We start from the raw sequence: 20,218 nt of genomic DNA on the forward strand, positions 1-20,218 counted from the left end.
AAAAGGCCGCTACTTTTAAAGTAGCGGCCTTCCCTTTATACTTCTGCCAATCCAACAATCAGCAACTAACAATCAACAATTAAATTTTCTCCGCCAGCAGTTGATCCATCGTCTTGTTAAAATCTGCTACCCATTCTTCGTAGTATTTGCCAGTGCCGGGGCCTGAGAAACCGGTGTGTATCTTGCGCACTTTACCGTCGCGGCCAATAAAGATAGTTGTCGGGAAGGAAAGTACGTGGTTCAGGGCCGGAAGTGCTTTGGCAGCCACTTCTTTGTCCGCTACACCACCATAAAGCAGGTCATACTCAATATCGAAACGTTCCTGCATGCGTTTCAGCCTTGGCACGGCCTGTTCGTATCCTGGGGTTCTCTCGAAGCCTAAGCCTATTATCTCCAGACCACGGTCTTTGTTCTTTGCATAGTATGGCGCCAGGAACTTGGTCTCGTCCATGCAGTTAGGGCACCACGAACCTAGCAATTGCACCAGCACCACTTTGCCTTTATACTTGTCATCAGACAGCGATACCTGCTTACCGTTTACATCCGGGAACGTGAACTCCAGTGACTCGTAACCCGGCTTCAGGTAAGTTAGCTCATCTGCCTTGACCAGTTCGGCATTCTCGTTGCGTTTGGCTGTCCAGGTTTCGTAGTCGTAGAGGCCGGCAAAATACTCACCTTTTAGCGTGTTCTCCGCAGCCGGTGTAGCCGTGAACAGGTAATCATGGTTACCGTCAAAAGTCGATAGTTTGAGTTGGTTGCCCTCTACCTGTCCTTCAAGGTAGCGGTAATCACCCGTCTCGGTCAGGAAAGTGCCGGTTACATAATTGTCTTTTTGCTCGAAAACGCCAATGGCAGGGTAGGTTTTGCCGTCTTTTTTCGTGAAGGTCACTTCCCACTTCCCGTTAAAATCATAAGTGGCTGGGGCCGGCTTTTCTTTAAAGCGATTGGTCTTGCCATGCTCTGCCGTGAAAGGGACAGAGTAGCGCTTATCCAGGTCGTTGCGGGTAAAGCGTCCGGCCATCTTATCGCCGTTTACTTTCGCGATCAGGTCGGCATCAAAAATATGTAGCCTGATCTTTACCGAATCGCCTACTGTTTTGATATCATCCACCAGAATGCGCTCTTCGCCATTTATCAGGTATAATACGGTACTGTCGCCTTTTGCTTCGGCCTCCATGATAAAGGGAATATCCTGGCCCTGGGCTTGCAAAGCCACACGCCATGGGCCCGCCTTTATCGTATTATCCGTAGATGTGGAAGAAGTACAGGAGGTTATAACCTGAGTCAATGCCAACGCCAAAAACAAAATCAGCCTGGCAGGGGTATTAGAAAGGTATCTGTTCATACAGCAAAGTTAGGGGTTAAGGCTAGTAAAAACTACAAATGTAGGATACAAGTGTGTTAGATTAGACACACAGTATATTCATCCTGACGAATGTTGTTCTGAACCCCATTGATTTGTACATTTGTAAACTTCAACAAGAAGAATTAAAAACGTTAAGAATAGCAAAACTATGGCATTTGATTTAGAAATGATCAAGGCAGTTTATGCCGGCATGGAAGAGCGCATATCTGCTGCCCGCACAAAGGTTGGCAGACCGCTTACCCTGACAGAAAAGATCCTGTATGCTCACCTTTACGAAGGCCCGGCTACAGGAGCACACGAGCGTGGTCAATCTTACGTAGATTTCGCTCCGGACAGGGTAGCTATGCAGGATGCGACGGCACAGATGGCCTTGCTTCAGTTCATGCAGGCGGGTAAGGCGCAGGCAGCAGTACCTTCTACAGTGCATTGCGACCACCTTATTCAGGCACGCGTAGGCGCTGACGCTGACTTGCAGGACGCTTATACTGAAAACAAAGAAGTTTACGATTTCCTTGCTTCTGTATCTAACAAGTATGGTATCGGTTTCTGGAAGCCAGGCGCGGGTATCATTCACCAGGTAGTGCTGGAGAACTACGCTTTCCCGGGTGGTATGATGATCGGAACAGACTCTCACACGCCAAATGCCGGTGGTTTGGGTATGATCGCGATCGGAGTTGGTGGTGCTGATGCCGTAGACGTAATGGCTGGAATGCCTTGGGAGCTTAAATTCCCGAAAGTGATCGGTGTGAAGCTGACTGGCAAAATGAGCGGCTGGACTTCTCCGAAAGATGTTATCCTGAAAGTGGCTGGTATACTTACTGTAAAAGGTGGTACGGGTGCTATCGTGGAGTACTTCGGTGATGGTGCAGAGTCTATGTCTTGTACTGGTAAAGGTACCATCTGTAACATGGGTGCCGAGATCGGTGCAACTACCTCTGTATTTGCTTACGATAACAGCATGCGCGCATACTTAAACGCTACTAAGCGCGAAGAAGTAGTAGAACTTGCCGACGAAGTAGCACACCTGCTACGCGCTGACGATGAAGTATACGCTGACCCGGCTGCTTTCTATGACCAACTGATCGAGATTGACCTTAACACACTAGAACCACACGTAAACGGACCATTCACGCCCGATGCGGCATGGCCAATTTCTCAGTTTGCTGCTGTTGTAAAAGAGCACAACTGGCCAGCTAAATTAGAGGTAGGCTTAATCGGTTCTTGTACCAACTCATCTTACGAGGATATCACACGTTCTGCGTCTATTGCTGAGCAGGCTGTATCTAAGAACCTGGAGGCTAAGGCTGAATTCACTATCACGCCAGGTTCTGAACTGGTACGCTATACTACTGCCCGCGATGGCTTGTTAGATACATTCGCGCAGATGGGTGGTGTTGTGTTGGCTAACGCTTGCGGTCCGTGCATCGGCCAGTGGGCACGTCATACAGACGATCCGACTCGTAAGAACTCTATCATCACGTCATTCAACCGTAACTTTGCCAAGCGTAACGATGGTAACCCGAACACACACGCGTTCGTGGCATCGCCAGAGATCGTAACTGCTTTCGCAATTGCCGGTGATCTTACGTTTAACCCGCTTACTGATACCTTAACAAACAAAGACGGCAAGCAGGTAAAGCTTGACGAGCCAAAAGGTATCGAGTTGCCAGTTAATGGCTTTGCTGTAGAAGATGCCGGTTATGTGGCTCCAGCTGAAGACGGAAGCAGCGTAGAGGTTGTGGTTGACCCTAAGTCTGACCGACTGCAGTTGCTGGAAGGCTTTAAGCCATGGGAAGGTACAGACCTGAAAGGTTTGAAGCTTCTTATCAAAGCACAAGGCAAGTGTACTACTGACCATATCTCAATGGCTGGCCCATGGTTGAAGTATCGTGGTCACCTGGACAACATCTCTAACAACATGTTGATCGGTGCCATCAATGCTTTTAACGGTGAGGCAAACAAGGTATACAACTCTATGACACGCGGCTACGATGCAGTACCAGCTACAGCACGTAACTACAAAGCACAGGGAATTGGAACAGTAGTAGTAGGCGACGAAAACTACGGTGAAGGCTCTTCTCGTGAGCACGCTGCCATGGAGCCACGTTTCCTGGGTGTTCGTGCAGTTATCGTGAAATCTTTCGCGCGTATCCACGAAACTAACCTGAAAAAGCAGGGTATGCTGGCGCTTACGTTTGCCAACAAAGCTGATTACGACCTGATCGAAGAAAACGACACGATCGATATCCTGGGTCTGGAGAACTTCACACCAGGCCAGCCGCTTAAAGTGGTGTTAACACACTCAGACGGCAGCCAGGACAGCTTTACAGTGAACCATACGTACAACGAAGGCCAGATTGCCTGGTTTAAGGCTGGTTCTGCCCTTAACCTGATCCGTTTACAGCAAAAGCAGGCCGCTAACGCCTAATTGCTGAAAGCATAAATTTAAAAGGCCTCTCTGTTTTCAGAGAGGCCTTTTTGTTTGCGTATAGTTTTAGAGTAGTTTATACTTTCAGTTGCGATTAAACCATCCCTAACTCCTCCGAGGAGGGGAATCAATGCTCTTTTGCGAAATTCCCCTCTTGGGAGCAGGGCCGTTTCATTCTCTTTTATTCTGTCATTCTGTAAAGAAACTTGGTTGCTGGGAGGTTAAGCTATCCTCCCAGCAACCAAGATCCTTTCAGGATGACAGAAGTTTTTGACCTCTTTTTATCAGAATGAAACGGCCCTGCTCCGAGGATGGGTAAGGGTGGGTTTGCACCTGCATAGAGTTAGTAGCTCACAACTTGGGTCTTATATTAAGGCTTTGAAACCACAATCCGCTTTACTACACTCATACCTTCGAAGCTAATACGGGCCAAGTACACGCCTGCTGCCAGTTTAGAAATGTCTGTAACAACTGCACCAGCATCTCCGCCTGTTACATTTGCTTCTACTGTTTTACCCAGTACATCTGTTATGGCTACTTTAAGGCCTTTACTTTGAAAACCGGTACCCTCCAGTTTTAAATGCAGCAAACCAGTTGTCGGATTTGGATAAAGTTGCAGTTGGCTGGCTAAGGCATTAGGCAGAGCGGTAGGTTTGGCGGCTTTTACTTCTACCACTTTAGTTACAGATACTTCTGTGCAGTTAAACCGGTCTGCCACAGTAAGGGTAATGTTATAATTGCCGGGTTGTTCAAAAGTATAGGTTAGGTCTTTCTCTGTGAAGGGGGCAACTATATCGAAATCCCAGCGCCAGTCTTTCGCATTTATACTTTTGTTGATAAAGGTAACCGGAGATCCGGCATAAATTTCTTCCTGAATATCAAAATCCGCTACCGGCGTTTTAGGCAAAGAGAAAGTGCCAGGCACAGCAGCACTCTCAAATACAGAGTCTATGCCGGCTGCATAAATAGTTGTTTGCTGGTTAAGCTTTTCTAAAGTATAGGAGTTTCCGCTGCCAAGCGGGGTGGTTTTCTGCTGATCGGCATAGAAGTTGAACCGCTGCCCATTCCGAGGTTTCCAGTTTATACTTTGGCCCACGCATGCAGTATCTGCCAAAGCAACAGGCAACTGGCTGGTTCTGAAGCTAATGTATTTTTGATGGGCAGCGCGTGCATGCGTTTTTAAGCTGTTCAGATTATTTGCAGCGAGCAGGGCAAAGGCAACAATCCTGGTTTCGCCGGGGGCCAGGTTCGTTACTTTGGCCCCAACCACATGCGATACATTGTTACCTGTCTGGCCACCTGCCGCTTTGCGGGCAATACCGTTTGCCAGTGTTTTATACTTTTCCTCTGAGGTGAAATTATCCTCAATAACCAGGTCATCATTCTGGGCGCCTATGTTATCAATGGCATAGTAGCTGGGATTTGTACCTGAAAGCAGTTTTATGCCGGCATACGGTAAACTGGCTGAAGAAACATGGTGTACATAACCTAGTTCCGTTTCGTCGTCCCAATTAGCGGCATTCAGGTAATATTCCCCAATATCCCAGTCAGCGAACAAGCCGGCATGCAGGGTTTCAAAGTTCTCTGAGCTGGTGTTTTTAATGTGATACTCCAGCACCACATAATCTTCGTGGCCAGGAGTGTTCCAGGCATAGGTAATCTGTTTAACTTGTATTCCTACATTTGGCTCGTTTGGGGTATTGTGGTTGTCGTGCATTACGTTGCGGATCTCCTGCGTGGCAAGCGGAGTGTTCAGGTGGCGTTTTGTAATGCTGGTTGGAATAAAGTCTCCGTCGTTTTCCCACATCTTAGACCTCAGGTTATCTGATACCCGCGTGTTGGAAACAGCTACAAGCAGGCCGCCCTCAAAGAGCATGGGACTGCCGCCTTTATACCGTACGCCTTCCCCCTCGTTAAATTTAAAACCGTTGTAACCCAGGTTGCCTTTACTGTTAAGAGATACTTTCAGGTTATTGGCATCCAATGTTAGAATATCCGGGTTAACTTTTATCACAAAGTTCTGAAAATCTTCGTAGCTACCATCTTTAAAGCTCAGCCTGAACACCGCGAGGTGGTTAGCCGGGGCATCATCTGAAATCTTAAAACTAAAAGTAGGTTCAGTGCCGGCATTAACAGATGCCATACTACCCATTGCACCAAGTATAAGCTTGTTGCTGGTGATGGTAACATAAGGAGACGGTGATGTAAGGGTGATCTCGAGACTGGAGGTTGGCGATAAGAAGTTTGTAAAGTCTGCTTTTATACCTGCGGAGGCACCTGCTGGAGGCACGTATTTACCTGCCAACTCAAACTTAGTGCTTCTAACAGACTTAAGACCTTGTTGCTTCAGGGCTTTTTTAAGATTAATACGCCCTCTACCGAGCATTTCGAGGAATGGCTGGTTTTCGGGTAAAGTATAAATATCGTCGGTACTCACCCGTAGTAGTTCCATTACTTGCCTGGCATTCATGTCCGGGTATCTGGACCTTACCAGCGCAGCGCAGGCTGCAACCATCGGAGATCCAAATGAAGTGCCATTGCCGTTGCCATAAGCCTCGTTAGACCCGAAGGCTGTTGTATAAATGCCCCGGCTTGGAGCTGCGATATCAATGTTATAGCTGTGTGTGTAAGAAGAGAATTTAATGTCTTTAGCATCGGTTCCGCCTACAGAAAGCACATTTGCGTAGGAGGCCGGGTAAAAATTGATGTTACCAGCTGTGTTGCCTCCTGATGCTACTACCACTACATTTTTGTCCAGCACTGCGTAGTTAATGATGTCCTGCTCATACTGTGAGTAGCCCTCGCCGCCCCACGACAGGTTAATAACGCTACAACCTTTGTTAGCGGCATATACAATGGCCTCGTATCCGCCAAAGCCACCCGACGATGTTGATGTGAAAACCTTGAGCGGCATGAATTTAATATTGTACCCAACCCCTGCAAGCCCAACGTTATTATTAGCTGCTGCGGCGGCTACACCCACCACGTTTGTGCCGTGGCCGGCATAACGTGTGTCGTCAAACACATTGTTGTCCTGGTCGGCAAAATCCCAGCCTGCATGATTGTCAATATACCCGTCGCCGTCATTGTCGATGCCATCAACAGGGTCTTTGTAGTTATACTTTACTTTCTTTGCCAGGTCCTGGTGCGTAAGCCGGAAGCCGGTATCCAATATGCCTATTACCACGTTGGTATCTCCTTTCTCTACTGCCCAGCTCTCGTAAGCACCGATCAGCTTTAGGTAATACTGGGTAGTTTTGGTTGAGTCGGCGGCAGGGTCATTGGGCTGATGGAAGGGGACACGCTCGTACAGCGGCTCTACATACTCTACCAGGCCTGTGGCAAGCAGCACATTTTTAACTTTTTCGAAACTTAGCGTCGGAGAATAAGTTAATTCATAGATTCTGGTGATTTCAGGTGCGGTAGCTCTGCGGGCATTGGCCTGTACAGCAGAATCCGGAAATTTGCGTTTAGTGCCTTGGGCGCCTATCTTTTGCAATGCCTCCTTTAGCGGGGCATCTGTAACACGGCCATTGAGAGGTGCCTGCTTTAGTTTATAAACTAAAGTATAAGGCCTGGTGTCGGAGCCAATAAGCTGACGCTGGGCATGAACCTGATAGCTGAAGGAGGCTAGTAGTGCAACTGCAGAAGCAAATAAAAGTATCCGCCTCAGCATCGGGTTGTCTGTAAACATTTCATCAAGGGCTTTAGGGTTTCTTGTTAAAATTAAGATAGACTCGCGCGTTGGCAGATGGGGCTAATTGATACTCAAAGTTAGTCATGAAAATTACTACCTCCATCAAACCATTAATTATTTTTACGTAACTTTCCAGAATAAAGTCGAAAAATATAGTAAAATAATTATATATAATATTCAAACTATGAAACTGGACCTGCTTAACAAGCATCAAGATGCCCTGAACTCGGCTATAAAGGCCCTTCACGAAAGAACTTTTTTTGCGCATTATCCTGAGAACCCATCGCCTGAGATCTACGGCGAAAATGCTGATAAGGATGGCCGTGAAAAGTATAAATCATACCTTAATGAAAAGTTCAGCGAACTGCTGCAGCAAGACCCGGAGCAATGGGTAGGGCAGGAGGAATCTCCTTTCGAGCAGCAGCCCCTTAATATTAAATACCCATACTTTGCACCAGAAACCCTCGTAAGCAGAGCAGAAGAAGCTTACCACCAGTGGCGCAAGGTAAAGCCTGCAGATCGCGCGGCTATACTTGTAGAGTCGTTGGAGCGCATGAAGGAGCGTTTCTTCGAGATTGCTTATGCTACGATGCACACAACAGGCCAGGCGTATATGATGTCGTTCCAGGCATCGGGTCCGCATGCTGCTGATAGAGCACTGGAGGCAGTGGCTGCAGGCTTTGAAGAGCAAACCCGTTTCCCGGAGACAGCCGAGTGGGAAAAGCCGATGGGCAAGTATAACCTGAAACTGAACAAGACATGGAAAGCCGTACCAAAAGGCGTTGCCCTGGTAATCGGCTGCTCTACCTTCCCTACCTGGAACACCGTGCCGGGCATGTATGCAAGCTTGGTTACAGGTAACCCTGTTATTGTAAAGCCACATCCTAAAGCTGTGCTGCCGATTGCCATTGTGGTAGCCGAGGTGCAAAAGGTGCTGAAGGAAAACGGTCTTAACCCGAACATCTGCCAGTTGGCAGTAGATGCCGATGACCACCTGATCACGAAGGAACTGGCTGAAAACCCGAAAGTAAAGCTGATTGACTACACCGGTGGCACTGAATTCGGTAATTATGTAGAGAGCCTGCCAGGCAAAACTACGTTTACAGAAAAGACTGGTGTTAACTCTATTATCATCGACTCTGTAGAGGACATGGATAAAGTGGCTCAAAACCTGGCATTTTCGGTAAGCTTATACTCTGGCCAGATGTGCACAGCTCCACAGAACTTCTTTATACCGGAAGGCGGTGTTAAAACTGCTGCCGGTGATACTATTTCTTTTGATGAGGTGGTTAAAAAGATATCTGATGCCGTATCCGGACTGGTTAATAACCCGAAAGCAGGACCGCATATTCTGGGAGCTATCCAAAACCCAGCTACAACCGAGCGTGTAAAAGATGCATCCTCTATTAAAGGCAAAGAAGTACTGAGTACTTGTGAACTTGCTAACCCGATGTTTGCCAATGCCCGCACCTGCACACCGGTAATTTATGAGGTAGACGCCACTGAGAAAGAAAGCTACAGCCGCGAGTTGTTTGGCCCGATCATGCTGGTGATCAAAACTAAAGACACAAATCAGTCTATTGAATTGGCTAAAGAAATGGCGATGAACTATGGCGCAATCTCATGCGGTGCCTATACTACAAATCCGGAGATAAAGGAAAAGATAATGGACGAGATGGGCCTTGCCGGTACGCCGGTATCCTTTAACCTGACCGGGGGTATTTTCGTGAATCAGAATGCAAGCTTCTCTGATTTTCATGTAACTGGCGGCAACCCTGCTGGTAATGCGTCCTTCACCAACCCTGAATTTGTGATCAAGCGTTTTACCTGGGTGGGCTTCCGTGAGCCGGTTGCAGGCTAAGTATAAAAGTATAAAGTATAAAAAATGCCGTTAGCATCTGTTAACGGCATTTTTTGTTTTATCAGCTGAATAGTTTTCCTATATCATCCTTCAGGTTATCCAAGCCGCTCTTGAGGTCTTTCCACTTGTTTTGGCTGTCTTCAGAGTCATTTAGCTTTTCTGCAATTAACTCACGTTTACGTTCCAGAGCAGCAATATGCTCGTGGTAAGTATGGTTAGAGTCTGCAGTAGTTGCATTTACGCGCCCACGAAGCGTCTTTATTTTACTGTCCAGCTCAGCAAGGCTCTTCTGTACTTCTTCTCTGGTCAGGTGGTCAGGGGCTCTCATGTGCTCAGGGTTTAAGTGGTATGTATCCATAACTATTATACTTTCTTAAGCTCGAATTAATGCCCGATTGGGCAAACCATACTCTAAATACAGATAAAAGCTTAAAAAGGATATAGTAAATAAAGTATGTCTAGCTATATCTGCGGCACTGCAATAGGCAAAGAGCAGGATGACAAGGATAAGTTTTAAACAAAGTTGCAGGGTGGGGCAGCAGGCTTAAAACTCTTGTTTAAACAGGTAATATTTTCATTGATATGCAGTTTGGTATACTATAGACTTTATCATGCTGATACTAAGTTAAATGCTATTAGTTTTTGTATTAATTTAATTCCAGCTAATAAAAGATGATATTTGCAGGCGTTAAACAGATATAGTACAACTATTGGTAACATTGTGAAGCTATATCAGGAAAATCGAAAGCACAGCTATGGATATTTATAAGGAGCCGCTTGATCTGGTGATGTTAGTTGATGATGACAGCACTACAAACTATTTAAACGAACGCCTGCTGAAGGAAATGCAGGTTGCCAAGCAAATAGTCATCATGAATAACGGCAGAGAGGCGATTGATTACTTGAAAGCTGCTGAAGCAGGTAATGAAGGACTAGAGTTACCTGACCTTATTTTTCTTGATATTAAGATGCCTGTGATGGATGGTTTTTCTTTTCTGGACGCTTACCAGAAGGAGGGATTAGATATGTCGGATAAGGTTATTATACTTATGCTAACCTCATCTGCCAGCTTCTACGACCTTGAAAGGCTGAGAAACTACCGCAAAGTAAAACAGCATTTCTCAAAGGCGCTAACCAAGCACGATATCCGCCAAATAATGAGCGAGTATTTTTCCTCAAAAGCATAATAAATAAAACGGGCTGCTCAGTAGCCCGTTTTATTTGTCTTCTTCCTTTACCAGGTCAGCAGGCCACGTAAATAAAACTTGCTGCCACGGCCCTGCGACTCCAGCCAAACATTGCCGCCCTTTTCAGTTACTATCTTTTTAACGATAGACAGGCCAAGGCCTGTACTGTCTTCCCGCTGATTGTACAGGTCGCGCTCAAACATGTCAAAAATATGCTGCTGATATTCTGCGAAATGCCTGGCCCATTGTCTTCCACAGAAAACAAAAGCCTGTCCGGGTGCTTCTCACACTTTATCCTGATTACAGCGTGCTCTGGATCGTCGTGATACTTAATGATGTTGCGAATCAGGTTGCTTAACACCTGCTGCATATATATTTCCTGGGTTTACAAGTTAAGTATGCCAGGCTGTATGTCTATCACAAAGGTTGCAGGAACACGAAGTGAGGAAGTGATTTGGTGTAACAGCACAGTCATATCAACAAACCGGCGTCTGATCTCGTAGTGCCCTGCCAGTGAGTGAGCCAATATGCCATTTGCCAGTAATATGCCTGTCCTTTTTAAAGGTTTGCTCATTAAGCATAGGTAGCAGCTGCACAGCTTCCTCCAGGTGGTTGCTGTCTATGCATGCCTCCAGCGCTGTGGTTAAGCCATTAACGTTCTCTAGTTGCGAACGCAGGTCATGCGACACGGTGCGCGCAAAGTTATCCAACTCATCATTTATCTTCTGTAACAACTTGTTCTTTTTTTTATCGCGCACTGTTAACAGTTCTCCGATCTCAGTGTTGGATTGTTGGAGTTGAGTATTAAGCCGGGTATAAAAATTAGGGGGAATAACAGGGGATTTATACAAAGGCTAATGATGGTAGTTAATTTGATAACCAGGCATGTAGGTGGAAAGGATATAAAACTTTAAAGTTAAATGTCGTGGTATATTTCCTGATTTTAACTGCTGAGGCTATTAGAGTGCAGTTACAGGAGCAGGTATATAAACAGAAAGGCTCTGAGCACTAACCCAGAACCTTTACGTCGGAGTGGCGGGATTCGAACCCACGGCCTCCAGCACCCCATGCTGGCGCGATACCAGGCTACGCTACACCCCGAAAAGTATAGGCAAAATAAAGTACCGCATTAAAATTACAAAGTTTTTTACTGTAACATGATCAGAGGTGTATTGCCTGCTGTTATAAGTATAAAGTGTGGTAAAGTATATAGGTCCTGTTTTTGTGAGAATCTGCCATACTACGATTCCGGATACTTACAGTAAACCCTTATAACATTGTAGGGGTGTTTAAAGTAATGAGGTGTATAGAAATTATTGATATATATAAATGGAAGAAAGCAGCGGTTACGAGATTTTTAAAAAGCTGATCAGGAGAACAAATAAAGTTCTTTTTGCCTATGACACAGAAACTGCATCGGTCTCTTTCCTGAACGAAGCCTTTAATCTTATCTGGAACCGCACCCGGGAAAGTATCATTGCGAAGCCTTCCCTGTTGCTGGATACTGTACACCCCGAAGATAAGGATTACATCACAAAAGAATACCAGGAGCTCTTAAGCGGGATCTTAAAAAAAGATATTGAGTTTCGTATAGTTTTACCTGATAAGTCATTTAGGTGGTTGTTGCTTAACCCCCAGCTTATAACAGATCGGGATGGGAAACAATACATTGCAGGACTTGTAGAAGATATTACCGTACTAAAGGACGATATCAGGAATCTGGAGAAGTTTGCAGCAAAAAAGAACTCTGTTCTGGAGATCCTGTCGCATGACCTGGCTGGCCCATTGGCTAATATTCAGGCTCTAGCCGGTTTCCTGTCAGAGAGTACGAAAGAGTATAAGAATGAGGAAGTGAAAAATATTATCCGGATCATTGGCGAAAGCAGTGCCAGAAGCATTCATTTGATACGTGACTTTGTACAGCAGGAGTTTCTGGAGTCATCTAATGCAGGGCTGGTAAAAAGAAGGGTTAACCTGGTCAGTAAAATAGGGGAGATAATTGAACAGTATAAAGAAGGGGAAGACCATATAAGTAAGAGGTTTACGCTTACAACTTCTGGTAGTCGTATGTATGCATATATAGACCAGAGTAAGTTTATGCAGGTAATCAATAACCTGATATCAAATGCTATTAAGTTTACCCACGACAACGGTGAAATTGACACTGAGATTGCCGATAATGACGGTAAGATACTGATCACGATCAGAGACAATGGCATTGGCATTCCAGAACGATACCACGATGAACTTTTTGATAAGTTTACCAAAGCCAGGCGCCAGGGCTTAAGAGGTGAGCCATCTACAGGCCTCGGTATGTCTATCATAAAAACAATAGTCGAGTGGCATGAAGGTAGCATCTGGTTTGAGAGTGCGGAAAATAAAGGGACTACGTTTTACATCGAGATACCAAAAGGTTGATTTATGCCTTTATACTTACGCGACATTAAACGCCGCCTGCATCATAAAGGGGCTAGGCTTTATCCTCAATTTCTGCAAGTATAACCTGTACATCTTCCAAAGTCAGCGGCTTGTGTATAAAGCCGGATACCAGGTCGTAGTCTTTAGATCTGGCAGTATCTGAGGTGTCCAGGGATGAAGTAAGTATGTAAACATGGCATTTGCCCAGCAAATTATCTTTATAAGGAGCCAAAGCATCCAAAAAATCCCAACCGTTCATCATGGGCATATTCAAGTCCAGGAAAATTATATCCGGCACGTTGGCTTCATAATCCTGTTTTATAAAGTTAAGGGCGTCCTCTGCTGAGAGGAAGGACTGTATCTCTGTCGAAAACTCAGCTTCTTCTAAAACTTTCTCGGTCAGAAAATTGCTGATGTGGTCGTCGTCAATGCTATATGTCTTCATGGTGTTTGTGGGATGCAGATCATAAATTCGGTTCCTTGGTTTATGTGGCTCCTGACTTCTATTTTTCCTCCCATCACCTCCACATGCGTTTTAACCAAAAACAAACCTATACCTCTTCCTTTAGTAGTAGCGTCTGTATGAAATCTTTTATAGAGTTTAAATACATCATTGCCTGCTTTTGCTGTGTCAAATCCCTTGCCGTTATCGCTAAAACTGATAACAGTACTGCCATCCTGGTTTTTAAAGCACTTCACTTTTATCAGCAGTTTTCTTTCCTCAGAGCGAAACTTAATAGCATTTGACAGTAGGTTGTAGAAAATACTGTAAAGGTATGAGCGGTTGGTATTTACCTTCTGGCATTTATCCATTTCTACTTTAACCGTACCACCGCAACTTAAAATTTCGCCCTGCAGAATAGAGTAGGCCTGATTAAACACAGCCGGTAATTCTACCATTTCTGTATCTATCACATCCTGTTTATCTCTTATTGATAAAATCCGGTTCACATCATGGAGCACGGTGTCCATCTGCACGACACTCTTTTTCAGGTTAGCAAAGGCATAATCAAATAAGTCTGTGTCTTTTTGGGACTTTGTAAGCATACTGATAAGACCAAGCGCATTTGCTACCGGAGCCCTCAGGTTATGCGAAACGATGTAGGTAAATTGCTGCAGATCTCTGTTTTGCCGGTAGAGATCCTGTGTCATTTGCTTGTGTTTTTCGAAGGCCTTCATTCTAAAGGTGATATCACGCTGTAGAGCTACAAACTGGCTAATTTTACCGCTTTCGTTACGGATAGGCGTAATATCAATGGATACCCATTTCTTGTCGCCGGCTTTTGTGTAGTTGAGAAGCTTGGCATTAAAAGGAAGGCCAAGTTGAAGTTTTTTGCTGATTACCTGTACTGTATCTTGGTCAGTTTCAAATCCCTGAAGAACTTGTCCCGGTTTTTTTCCTTTTAATTCATCAAGGGTATAGCCCATCATGCGGGTAAAGCCTTCGTTTACCCATTCTGTAGTCCCCTGAGCATCGGTGATAATTACGCCATTGTCTGTTTTGCTTGCCACCAACGATAGCCTTTCAAGTTCCTGCCTTGCCCTTACTTTTTCAGTTACATCGTCGAAGTATATCGACAGACCCTCTTTAGATGGAAACGCTTTTACTTCCAACCATAAATCCATTTCTTTATAAGGCGTTTCGAAATGTACAGACCTGCCTGTGGTAATAGCGTAATTATACTGATCATAGAATTCCCCGAAGTCGGCTGGCGGATAAATTTCTCTAAAATCTGTGCCAATATGCTTTTCACGATCCAAGCAAAGAATTTTTTCTGCGGTGCTGTTTATGATAGCAATTTTCCAGTTAACATCCAGCATGATGAAAGCATCGGTTATACTTTCGAATATGGTGTTTAACTTTTGTGATTGCCGGGTTATTGTATCAAAAGAGCGTACAATAGCAGTGATGTCTTTCGCTATTGTCTGTACACCTATAATCTGTTCATATGCGATTACAGGAAATTTTATAGCATCAAAAGTAAGTGATTCATGGGTAGCTGACTGGTGTATAATATCAAACCGGAGGGTACTGCCTGCCAGTGCCTCGTTAAAGGACATCAGATTAACACCAGCCATTTCAGATGATAGAAACGCCGAGGCCGGTTTACCTATCACATCTGTTTTATCTAAGCCAAAAGTATTGCAGAAAGCCTGATTTACATCGGTTACTAAGCCCGTATTGTCTTCCAGGAAAACTACGTCAGGGTTATTCTCGAATAGGGCTTTGTACCTTTGTACACTTTCGTCGAGTTGCTGCCTTGCCTTTACAAGTTCCGTAGCATCTCGGGCAGAACAAAAAATGAGCTGTTCTTCATCGTTCCATTCTGCTGTCCACCTGAGCGGAATTACTCTGCCATCTTTAGCAAAATAACTGTTTTCGAAAGCAGATAAGGGGTTGCCTTTAACAATTGTTGCCTCTGCAGCTAATGAAATTTCTTTATGTTCTGGAAGTAAAAAGGTTGTATATGACTTTCCTTCCATTTGATGAGGCTCGTATCCAAGAATTTTTTTGCTTGCCTCACTTACCTTTACAAAGCACCCCTGCTTGTTTATACAACAGAACATATCTGGAGAATATTTTAGCATTTTTTCCGCAATGTTCATAGTCCCTGGGTGTTAAAGTTAAACCATTGTTATAGGTATAAGTTTAGTAGTGCGTATTTTACAATGTTAAAACATCTTTATGTATTAAATTAAGTAAAATGGCTTAGACAATGAAATATGTACAATTGTGAAATTTTTTAATAAGTAGGATTTAAGAAATTTGTAGGCAAGCTACCTTTCCTACTAAACGTCTTTTAATGTTACAGGAATAGTATATATAAAACAATATATTAGAATTTAATAAGAATTTATTTAATGTCAATAAAAGGAAAGACCCTGCATATTTATACTGCAGGGTCTTTCCTTTTATTGATTTATCGGTTGTTATTTTCTAAGAACCTTTTAAAATTCAGAAGCTATTTATACTTAAAGTCTTTTGAATCTGTAAGTATAAACACCTTTCCTGGATGTAACGGTAATACTGTCGCCGTTGGCATTTACATCTCTGTAACCGGCCCAATCCACAGTAGTCTGCCAAACCATTGCCGTATCGTTCATCGTGGTGATCTCATAAGTATCTCCCCGCATATTATTCTTGAAAAGTACTACATAATTGGTTGTGCTGGAATCTGGCACCACATACGTGAAAGACTCTTTTCCACCGCTGGTTGGGTGCGAGATGTGCATGTTGTCTCCTGCAAAAGTATGACGTACATCCAGGTAAAGAGAATCTATATCCTTGTGGGCTATTTCTCCGGCCATGTTATAAAAGTGTACGGATTTATAGTTGTTAGACCATTCGCCCTGCATCTGCATCTTTATTTCAGCTTTTTGATTAAGGGTAGTCATTTCATTTTCGTTGTCTTTATCGCACGATGTTAAAAGGAAAAGTAGTGTGGGGATTATTAGTAATTTTTTCATAGGTAAAAATTTAAAATAGCTAAGAATACGTGTGGCTGTAACAGAGGTTTAACCATTATTATAGCATTTTTTGGCCTTCAGAGGCTGTTTAAAGCTAATGGTTTATACAGTCACTTGGCCTGCACGAACTTCTAATAGAACTTTGTTTAGTACTTAATTATTATGTATTTCTAAGAATATTGGTAAGTGTAGTTGGCTGCGGTCAGATACCTGAAATGGTTAACTGCCTGATGACATGTGGGTCTAGTTATTATTTAGAAACAGGTTGGAGGTTGTTTAGTTCATAAGCTTTTACTATTATATCTCATGTTATCTAACCAGAACTAAATAAAAAAGCCCTGCAAGTTTATACTTACAGGGCTTTGCTGCTGTTGGTGCACCCGAGAGGATTCGAACCCCTAACCCTCGGAGCCGAAATCCGATATTCTATCCAATTGAACTACGGGTGCTTTCCGTGTTGCAAAAATAGGAACAATGCGCTAAAAAGGAAATTTTAAAAGCAAAAATGTGCAGGAAGAGGGCGTATGAATGAGGTGGTATGCATGCAGTGTGTTTGAAAATGTTGTATAGTATGTTGTATAGTGTTTTTGTCAAAAGTTAGCCTCTATGTGAATAACTGAGATTACACTATTTCCATAACTATATGTTTACTACAAAAGCTTATTTACAGACAAACCAAAAAAACAAAGATGGCTTAGCCCCTATTTATCTTCGCTATACTTATAAAAGAAAAGCTAATGGCATAGGATTGGGGTTAACCGTTAACCCTGAGTTTTTCGATAGTAAGAAAGGCATTGTGAAGCCAAGCTACCCTAACTGTAACTCGATTAATAATGCTATAAGAACTGCTCAGACAATGGTAGAGGATATAGCTGCTTCTTTAACTAACCCTGAGTTTAAAATTGTCAAGGAACGGTATCTTAAACGAGTTGAAAAATTGAAGGCTAAACCTTCACAGCGTAATGAAACCCAATATGGTGTTGATGAATTTAATCTACTGTCTGCACAACAGACACAAGAACTTATTGCTAAGCATACTCAGATTTTAAATGATTTGGTCGCTAAGCAGCAGGAATTTACTCTTACTGAAGTAAAGATTGAGTCTTACGATGAAATGGAGTTTAAACGACTGTTACAAGAGTATCCTAAGAAGTTTATAACACCGAATAAGAACACAATCAAACAACTAAAAACTTGGGCAAAGACTCTAATGGAATTTGGAAGCGAAACAAATACTCCGTTGAGATTTGATGCTTTTGATTATAACTTTTATAACGCTTACGCTAAATATTTACTCTATTCGCCTAAACATAATTACTACAATAACAACTTCGGTAACCATGTGAAGAAACTAAAAGGGTTCTTGAGGTGGTGTGAAAATGAGCAGAATATTGCTGTAAACTCAGGATACAAGAAGTTCAAAGTATTGAAGGAAGAGAAAGAAATAGTCTACCTATCGAGTGAAGAACTTAATCTGCTTTGGGAACACAGAAGAAGTGTTAAACCAGAATTTGTGAAATATATTGATATATGTGTTTTTCAAAATCTTACAGGATTAAGGTATTCAGATGTTAAGCGCAGCCTATGGAAAGTTGAGAACGGGATTCTACAAGGCATTACCAAAAAGACGAAAGGGAACTATAATATACCGCTCCTGTTAGATGAACGAATTGAGATAATACTTAAAACTTATAACTATAAACTCAACCTGGTGTCTGAAGTAAAGTTTAACAAGTACATCAAACTGATACTGAAAGACCTGTTCGAAAAACATAAAATCAATCAGGTGAAAATTGCGATTCGTAAGGAAAAGCTGGCAGAAGAGTTTGTCGAATACTATTATAAATGGGAATTGATAACAAGTCACTCAGGCAGACGAGGCTTTTGTACCCGACTTTGGCAAGCTGGATATACTGAGAGAGATGTACTTCTGATGCTTGGTAGTACTACTTCTGAAATACTTCGGAAATACATTAAGAACTCCACAGAGGACTTATTGAGGAAGGTACGTGAGAAACAAACTTTGCTTACTAAGACATCATAACCTATCTCTAACCTTATTACTGGAAGTGGAAGTATGGAAGTGGGAAGCAAAACAGACCTATGCAACAGTTGCATAGGTCTGTTTTGTAAAAACACATTGTAAAGCATTTTTCTACTTGACCTCTACCTTAGGAGATGGCAAACATAATTTAGCAAAGGTATCTTCTATCAAGAAAGTAAATAAAGGCGCATCACAGGGTTTTACATAAAAGGCATCATGAATCGTGATAAAGGGTGATGCACCTTGCTGAATGGCTTCTAATGCTACCATGTCCAAATAAACCCTGCTTTCCAGAGTTTGCAATATTTTCGGCAGGGGGTATCTTCCATGTGTATTTATAGTTTCGCATAACTCCACTACCTTTGGGTAAAACCGCATTAGCTTCTCCTTGCTTTTCACGCATTGCTCTTCGGCACTAAAAAGTGCTTTAAAGCAAAGGTCTTTGACGAACTTCTTTTTCTTCCCGTACTGGCACATCATTACTTGGTAAATTGAGTTATCCGCAGAAGCATCCAAGAATGTTCTTACGTCTTCATACCTGTCATAGAAGTCCTGTATTAGACTCAAAGTTTTTACTAAGGATAGATTATCCTTGCCTGGATTAGCTGCTGTCAGACCTTTCAAAATTGGCTTAACCTCTTTACTGTTACTACGCAACAGACTGAACAGAAAGAACTGGCTATTTTTTATATCAATTTCTATGGATGGCTCCCCATCTATGCGTATGAAGTTCCTTATACACTTTCTGTTGAAGGTAAAAGGAGAGTGGAACCTACCAGAATAATGGTCACACGGATTGATGGTGAAGTTGCCCTCTTTCATCTGCTCCACCTTTACAATCATTCTGTTGGCTTCCTCTAATCCATTTTTTTTCTTAGTCTTAAATTTTTTAGGGTTAGACAAAGCCCAAGTAGTGAATGCATCTGATGCCAATTGTTCAGTGATTTTATAAACATTTTCTACCAGTTCTGTTCTTACCTGTTGTTGAAGTAACGTCAGCTTATAGTTCTGCTTATAGCTAAACACCTTAACAAGCATTTTAGATGTCGTATAGGGAACCTTGTAGAACATCCTGGCATCTCCATCTTTTTTTAGCCTGTAATCTGCAATCTTGTACATGCATGGCATCTGACCATGGATGAAGGACTTAGTGTCTAACGCTGTCCTAAACGTCCTTATGTATACCCTATCCTCTAAGAATTGAAGGTAGTCAGGGTATTTGTGATGGTCAACCCACTTTCGGAAATCATCAGAGTGAATTCCCACATAGCCTTCACCAAAGTAGTAATTCTGCTTCTTCAACTCTGCTATTTTGCACCGTTTTACAATAATTAGGGTAAAGACTGCTACCGCTTTGTCTATATCAAAGGGGTGAGTATAGTTCCAGTATTGAGCAGCATCTGCCACTAAGTCATTTATATCTACTTGGATGGGTAGCCAGCCGAAACTTCTGTAGGAGTTTGGGTTTGTTTGTTTAATGATATTCAGTTTCCTATCGTAAGTACTTCCTTTTGCTTTTCCTTTGGCTGTTTCTCGAAGTCTTTTTACCCATTTTCCTGTTTTGCTATTCCATGACTTACCAGTTATTAAATCTTTTTGTGTATGTGTAATCATCTTGTTTTAGTTTAATTTTTGGTTGTGGTCTACAATGTATGATATTGGAATAAGTATGACAGCAAGGGTGTTTACAGGAAGTTATGTGCGAGATAACTATCCAGATAAACTGCCCCTACTGCCACAGTGTGAAAG

At 43.0% G+C, this 20,218-nt stretch carries 15 protein-coding genes and 2 tRNA genes; 5 read left to right on the forward strand and 12 right to left on the reverse strand.

The annotated features are described in order from the left end of the window. Positions 1–79: 79 nt before the first annotated feature. Positions 80–1,345, reverse strand: a complete 1,266-nt coding sequence (locus K0O23_RS10865) for a peroxiredoxin family protein (protein ID WP_219877437.1) — start codon at positions 1,343–1,345, stop codon at positions 80–82. A gap of 169 nt (positions 1,346–1,514) precedes the next feature. On the opposite strand from K0O23_RS10865, the gene K0O23_RS10870 reads away from it, so the two are divergent. Further along, positions 1,515–3,794, forward strand: a complete 2,280-nt coding sequence (locus K0O23_RS10870; RefSeq protein ID WP_219877438.1) for an aconitate hydratase — start codon at positions 1,515–1,517, stop codon at positions 3,792–3,794. A 370-nt stretch (positions 3,795–4,164) separates the two neighbouring features. On the opposite strand, the gene K0O23_RS10875 is transcribed toward K0O23_RS10870, so the two are convergent. Then, complete coding sequence (locus K0O23_RS10875) at positions 4,165–7,488, reverse strand: S8 family serine peptidase (RefSeq protein ID WP_219877439.1); 3,324 nt, start codon at positions 7,486–7,488, stop codon at positions 4,165–4,167. Positions 7,489–7,675: 187 nt separating this feature from the next. On the opposite strand from K0O23_RS10875, the gene paaN reads away from it, so the two are divergent. After that, positions 7,676–9,352, forward strand: a complete 1,677-nt coding sequence (gene paaN / locus K0O23_RS10880; RefSeq protein WP_219877440.1) for a phenylacetic acid degradation protein PaaN — start codon at positions 7,676–7,678, stop codon at positions 9,350–9,352. A gap of 61 nt (positions 9,353–9,413) precedes the next feature. Here the strand turns inward: paaN and K0O23_RS10885 are convergent, their stop codons facing one another. Further along, positions 9,414–9,680 (reverse strand): sll1863 family stress response protein, encoded by a 267-nt coding sequence (locus K0O23_RS10885; protein WP_246597043.1) that lies wholly within the window; start codon positions 9,678–9,680, stop codon positions 9,414–9,416. Between the two features lie 427 nt (positions 9,681–10,107). Here K0O23_RS10885 and K0O23_RS10890 point away from each other — a divergent pair, with 427 nt between their 5' ends. Further along, the gene (locus K0O23_RS10890) at positions 10,108–10,539 is read left to right on the forward strand and encodes a response regulator (protein ID WP_219877442.1); all 432 of its coding nucleotides are present in this window, start codon (positions 10,108–10,110) and stop codon (positions 10,537–10,539) included. Positions 10,540–10,586: 47 nt separating this feature from the next. On the opposite strand, the gene K0O23_RS10895 is transcribed toward K0O23_RS10890, so the two are convergent. The 4 genes from K0O23_RS10895 to K0O23_RS10910 form a co-directional block, all read right to left on the reverse strand. Continuing rightward, positions 10,587–10,742, reverse strand: a complete 156-nt coding sequence (locus K0O23_RS10895; RefSeq protein WP_219877443.1) for an ATP-binding protein — start codon at positions 10,740–10,742, stop codon at positions 10,587–10,589. After that, positions 10,670–10,909: an ATP-binding protein gene (locus K0O23_RS20490; RefSeq protein ID WP_219877444.1), complete on the reverse strand. Its 240-nt coding sequence runs from the start codon at positions 10,907–10,909 to the stop codon at positions 10,670–10,672. The genes K0O23_RS10895 and K0O23_RS20490 overlap by 73 nt, the downstream gene beginning before the upstream one ends. 106 nt (positions 10,910–11,015) lie before the next feature. After that, entirely contained in the window at positions 11,016–11,297 is a 282-nt protein-coding gene (locus K0O23_RS10905; protein WP_219877445.1) for a hypothetical protein, read from the reverse strand. A gap of 269 nt (positions 11,298–11,566) precedes the next feature. Continuing rightward, positions 11,567–11,640: transfer RNA gene (locus K0O23_RS10910), tRNA-Pro, on the reverse strand. Between the two features lie 228 nt (positions 11,641–11,868). On the opposite strand from K0O23_RS10910, the gene K0O23_RS10915 reads away from it, so the two are divergent. Then, a complete protein-coding gene (locus tag K0O23_RS10915; RefSeq protein WP_219877446.1) occupies positions 11,869–12,957 on the forward strand; it encodes a PAS domain-containing sensor histidine kinase in 1,089 nt (362 codons plus the stop codon). 52 nt (positions 12,958–13,009) lie between these two features. On the opposite strand, the gene K0O23_RS10920 is transcribed toward K0O23_RS10915, so the two are convergent. The 4 genes from K0O23_RS10920 to K0O23_RS10935 form a co-directional block, all read right to left on the reverse strand. Further along, entirely contained in the window at positions 13,010–13,402 is a 393-nt protein-coding gene (locus tag K0O23_RS10920; RefSeq protein WP_219877447.1) for a response regulator, read from the reverse strand. Then, positions 13,399–15,564, reverse strand: coding sequence for a PAS domain-containing sensor histidine kinase (locus tag K0O23_RS10925; protein WP_219877448.1), 2,166 nt, complete (start codon positions 15,562–15,564; stop codon positions 13,399–13,401). The genes K0O23_RS10920 and K0O23_RS10925 overlap by 4 nt, the downstream gene beginning before the upstream one ends. A gap of 366 nt (positions 15,565–15,930) precedes the next feature. Beyond that, on the reverse strand, positions 15,931–16,425 hold the full coding sequence (locus tag K0O23_RS10930) for a hypothetical protein (protein WP_219877449.1): 495 nt from the start codon (positions 16,423–16,425) through the stop codon (positions 15,931–15,933). 372 nt (positions 16,426–16,797) lie between these two features. Continuing rightward, a tRNA-Arg gene (locus K0O23_RS10935) sits at positions 16,798–16,874 on the reverse strand. A 194-nt stretch (positions 16,875–17,068) separates the two neighbouring features. Here K0O23_RS10935 and K0O23_RS10940 point away from each other — a divergent pair. Next, positions 17,069–18,469, forward strand: a complete 1,401-nt coding sequence (locus K0O23_RS10940; protein ID WP_219877450.1) for a phage integrase SAM-like domain-containing protein — start codon at positions 17,069–17,071, stop codon at positions 18,467–18,469. Positions 18,470–18,580: 111 nt separating this feature from the next. Here K0O23_RS10940 and K0O23_RS10945 read toward each other — a convergent pair whose 3' ends face one another. Continuing rightward, entirely contained in the window at positions 18,581–20,083 is a 1,503-nt protein-coding gene (locus K0O23_RS10945; RefSeq protein ID WP_219877451.1) for a hypothetical protein, read from the reverse strand. Between the last annotated feature and the right edge of the window lie 135 nt (positions 20,084–20,218).

Source organism: Pontibacter aydingkolensis (assembly GCF_019443125.1).
Lineage (GTDB): Bacteria > Bacteroidota > Bacteroidia > Cytophagales > Hymenobacteraceae > Pontibacter > Pontibacter aydingkolensis.

Bases quoted from the DNA above. Each gene is read 5' to 3' on its own strand.
- K0O23_RS10945 (WP_219877451.1), bottom strand. From the start codon at position 20,083: ATGATTACACATACACAAAAAGATTTAATAACTGGTAAGTCATGGAAT.
- K0O23_RS10930 (WP_219877449.1), bottom strand. From the start codon at position 16,425: ATGAAAAAATTACTAATAATCCCCACACTACTTTTCCTTTTAACATCG.
- K0O23_RS10890 (WP_219877442.1), top strand. From the start codon at position 10,108: ATGGATATTTATAAGGAGCCGCTTGATCTGGTGATGTTAGTTGATGAT.
- K0O23_RS10940 (WP_219877450.1), top strand. From the start codon at position 17,069: ATGTTTACTACAAAAGCTTATTTACAGACAAACCAAAAAAACAAAGAT.
- K0O23_RS10915 (WP_219877446.1), top strand. From the start codon at position 11,869: ATGGAAGAAAGCAGCGGTTACGAGATTTTTAAAAAGCTGATCAGGAGA.
- K0O23_RS10885 (WP_246597043.1), bottom strand. From the start codon at position 9,680: ATGAGAGCCCCTGACCACCTGACCAGAGAAGAAGTACAGAAGAGCCTT.
- K0O23_RS10875 (WP_219877439.1), bottom strand. From the start codon at position 7,488: ATGTTTACAGACAACCCGATGCTGAGGCGGATACTTTTATTTGCTTCT.
- K0O23_RS10865 (WP_219877437.1), bottom strand. From the start codon at position 1,345: ATGAACAGATACCTTTCTAATACCCCTGCCAGGCTGATTTTGTTTTTG.
- K0O23_RS20490 (WP_219877444.1), bottom strand. From the start codon at position 10,909: ATGCAGCAGGTGTTAAGCAACCTGATTCGCAACATCATTAAGTATCAC.
- paaN (WP_219877440.1), top strand. From the start codon at position 7,676: ATGAAACTGGACCTGCTTAACAAGCATCAAGATGCCCTGAACTCGGCT.
- K0O23_RS10920 (WP_219877447.1), bottom strand. From the start codon at position 13,402: ATGAAGACATATAGCATTGACGACGACCACATCAGCAATTTTCTGACC.
- K0O23_RS10895 (WP_219877443.1), bottom strand. From the start codon at position 10,742: ATGTTTGAGCGCGACCTGTACAATCAGCGGGAAGACAGTACAGGCCTT.
- K0O23_RS10870 (WP_219877438.1), top strand. From the start codon at position 1,515: ATGGCATTTGATTTAGAAATGATCAAGGCAGTTTATGCCGGCATGGAA.
- K0O23_RS10925 (WP_219877448.1), bottom strand. From the start codon at position 15,564: ATGAACATTGCGGAAAAAATGCTAAAATATTCTCCAGATATGTTCTGT.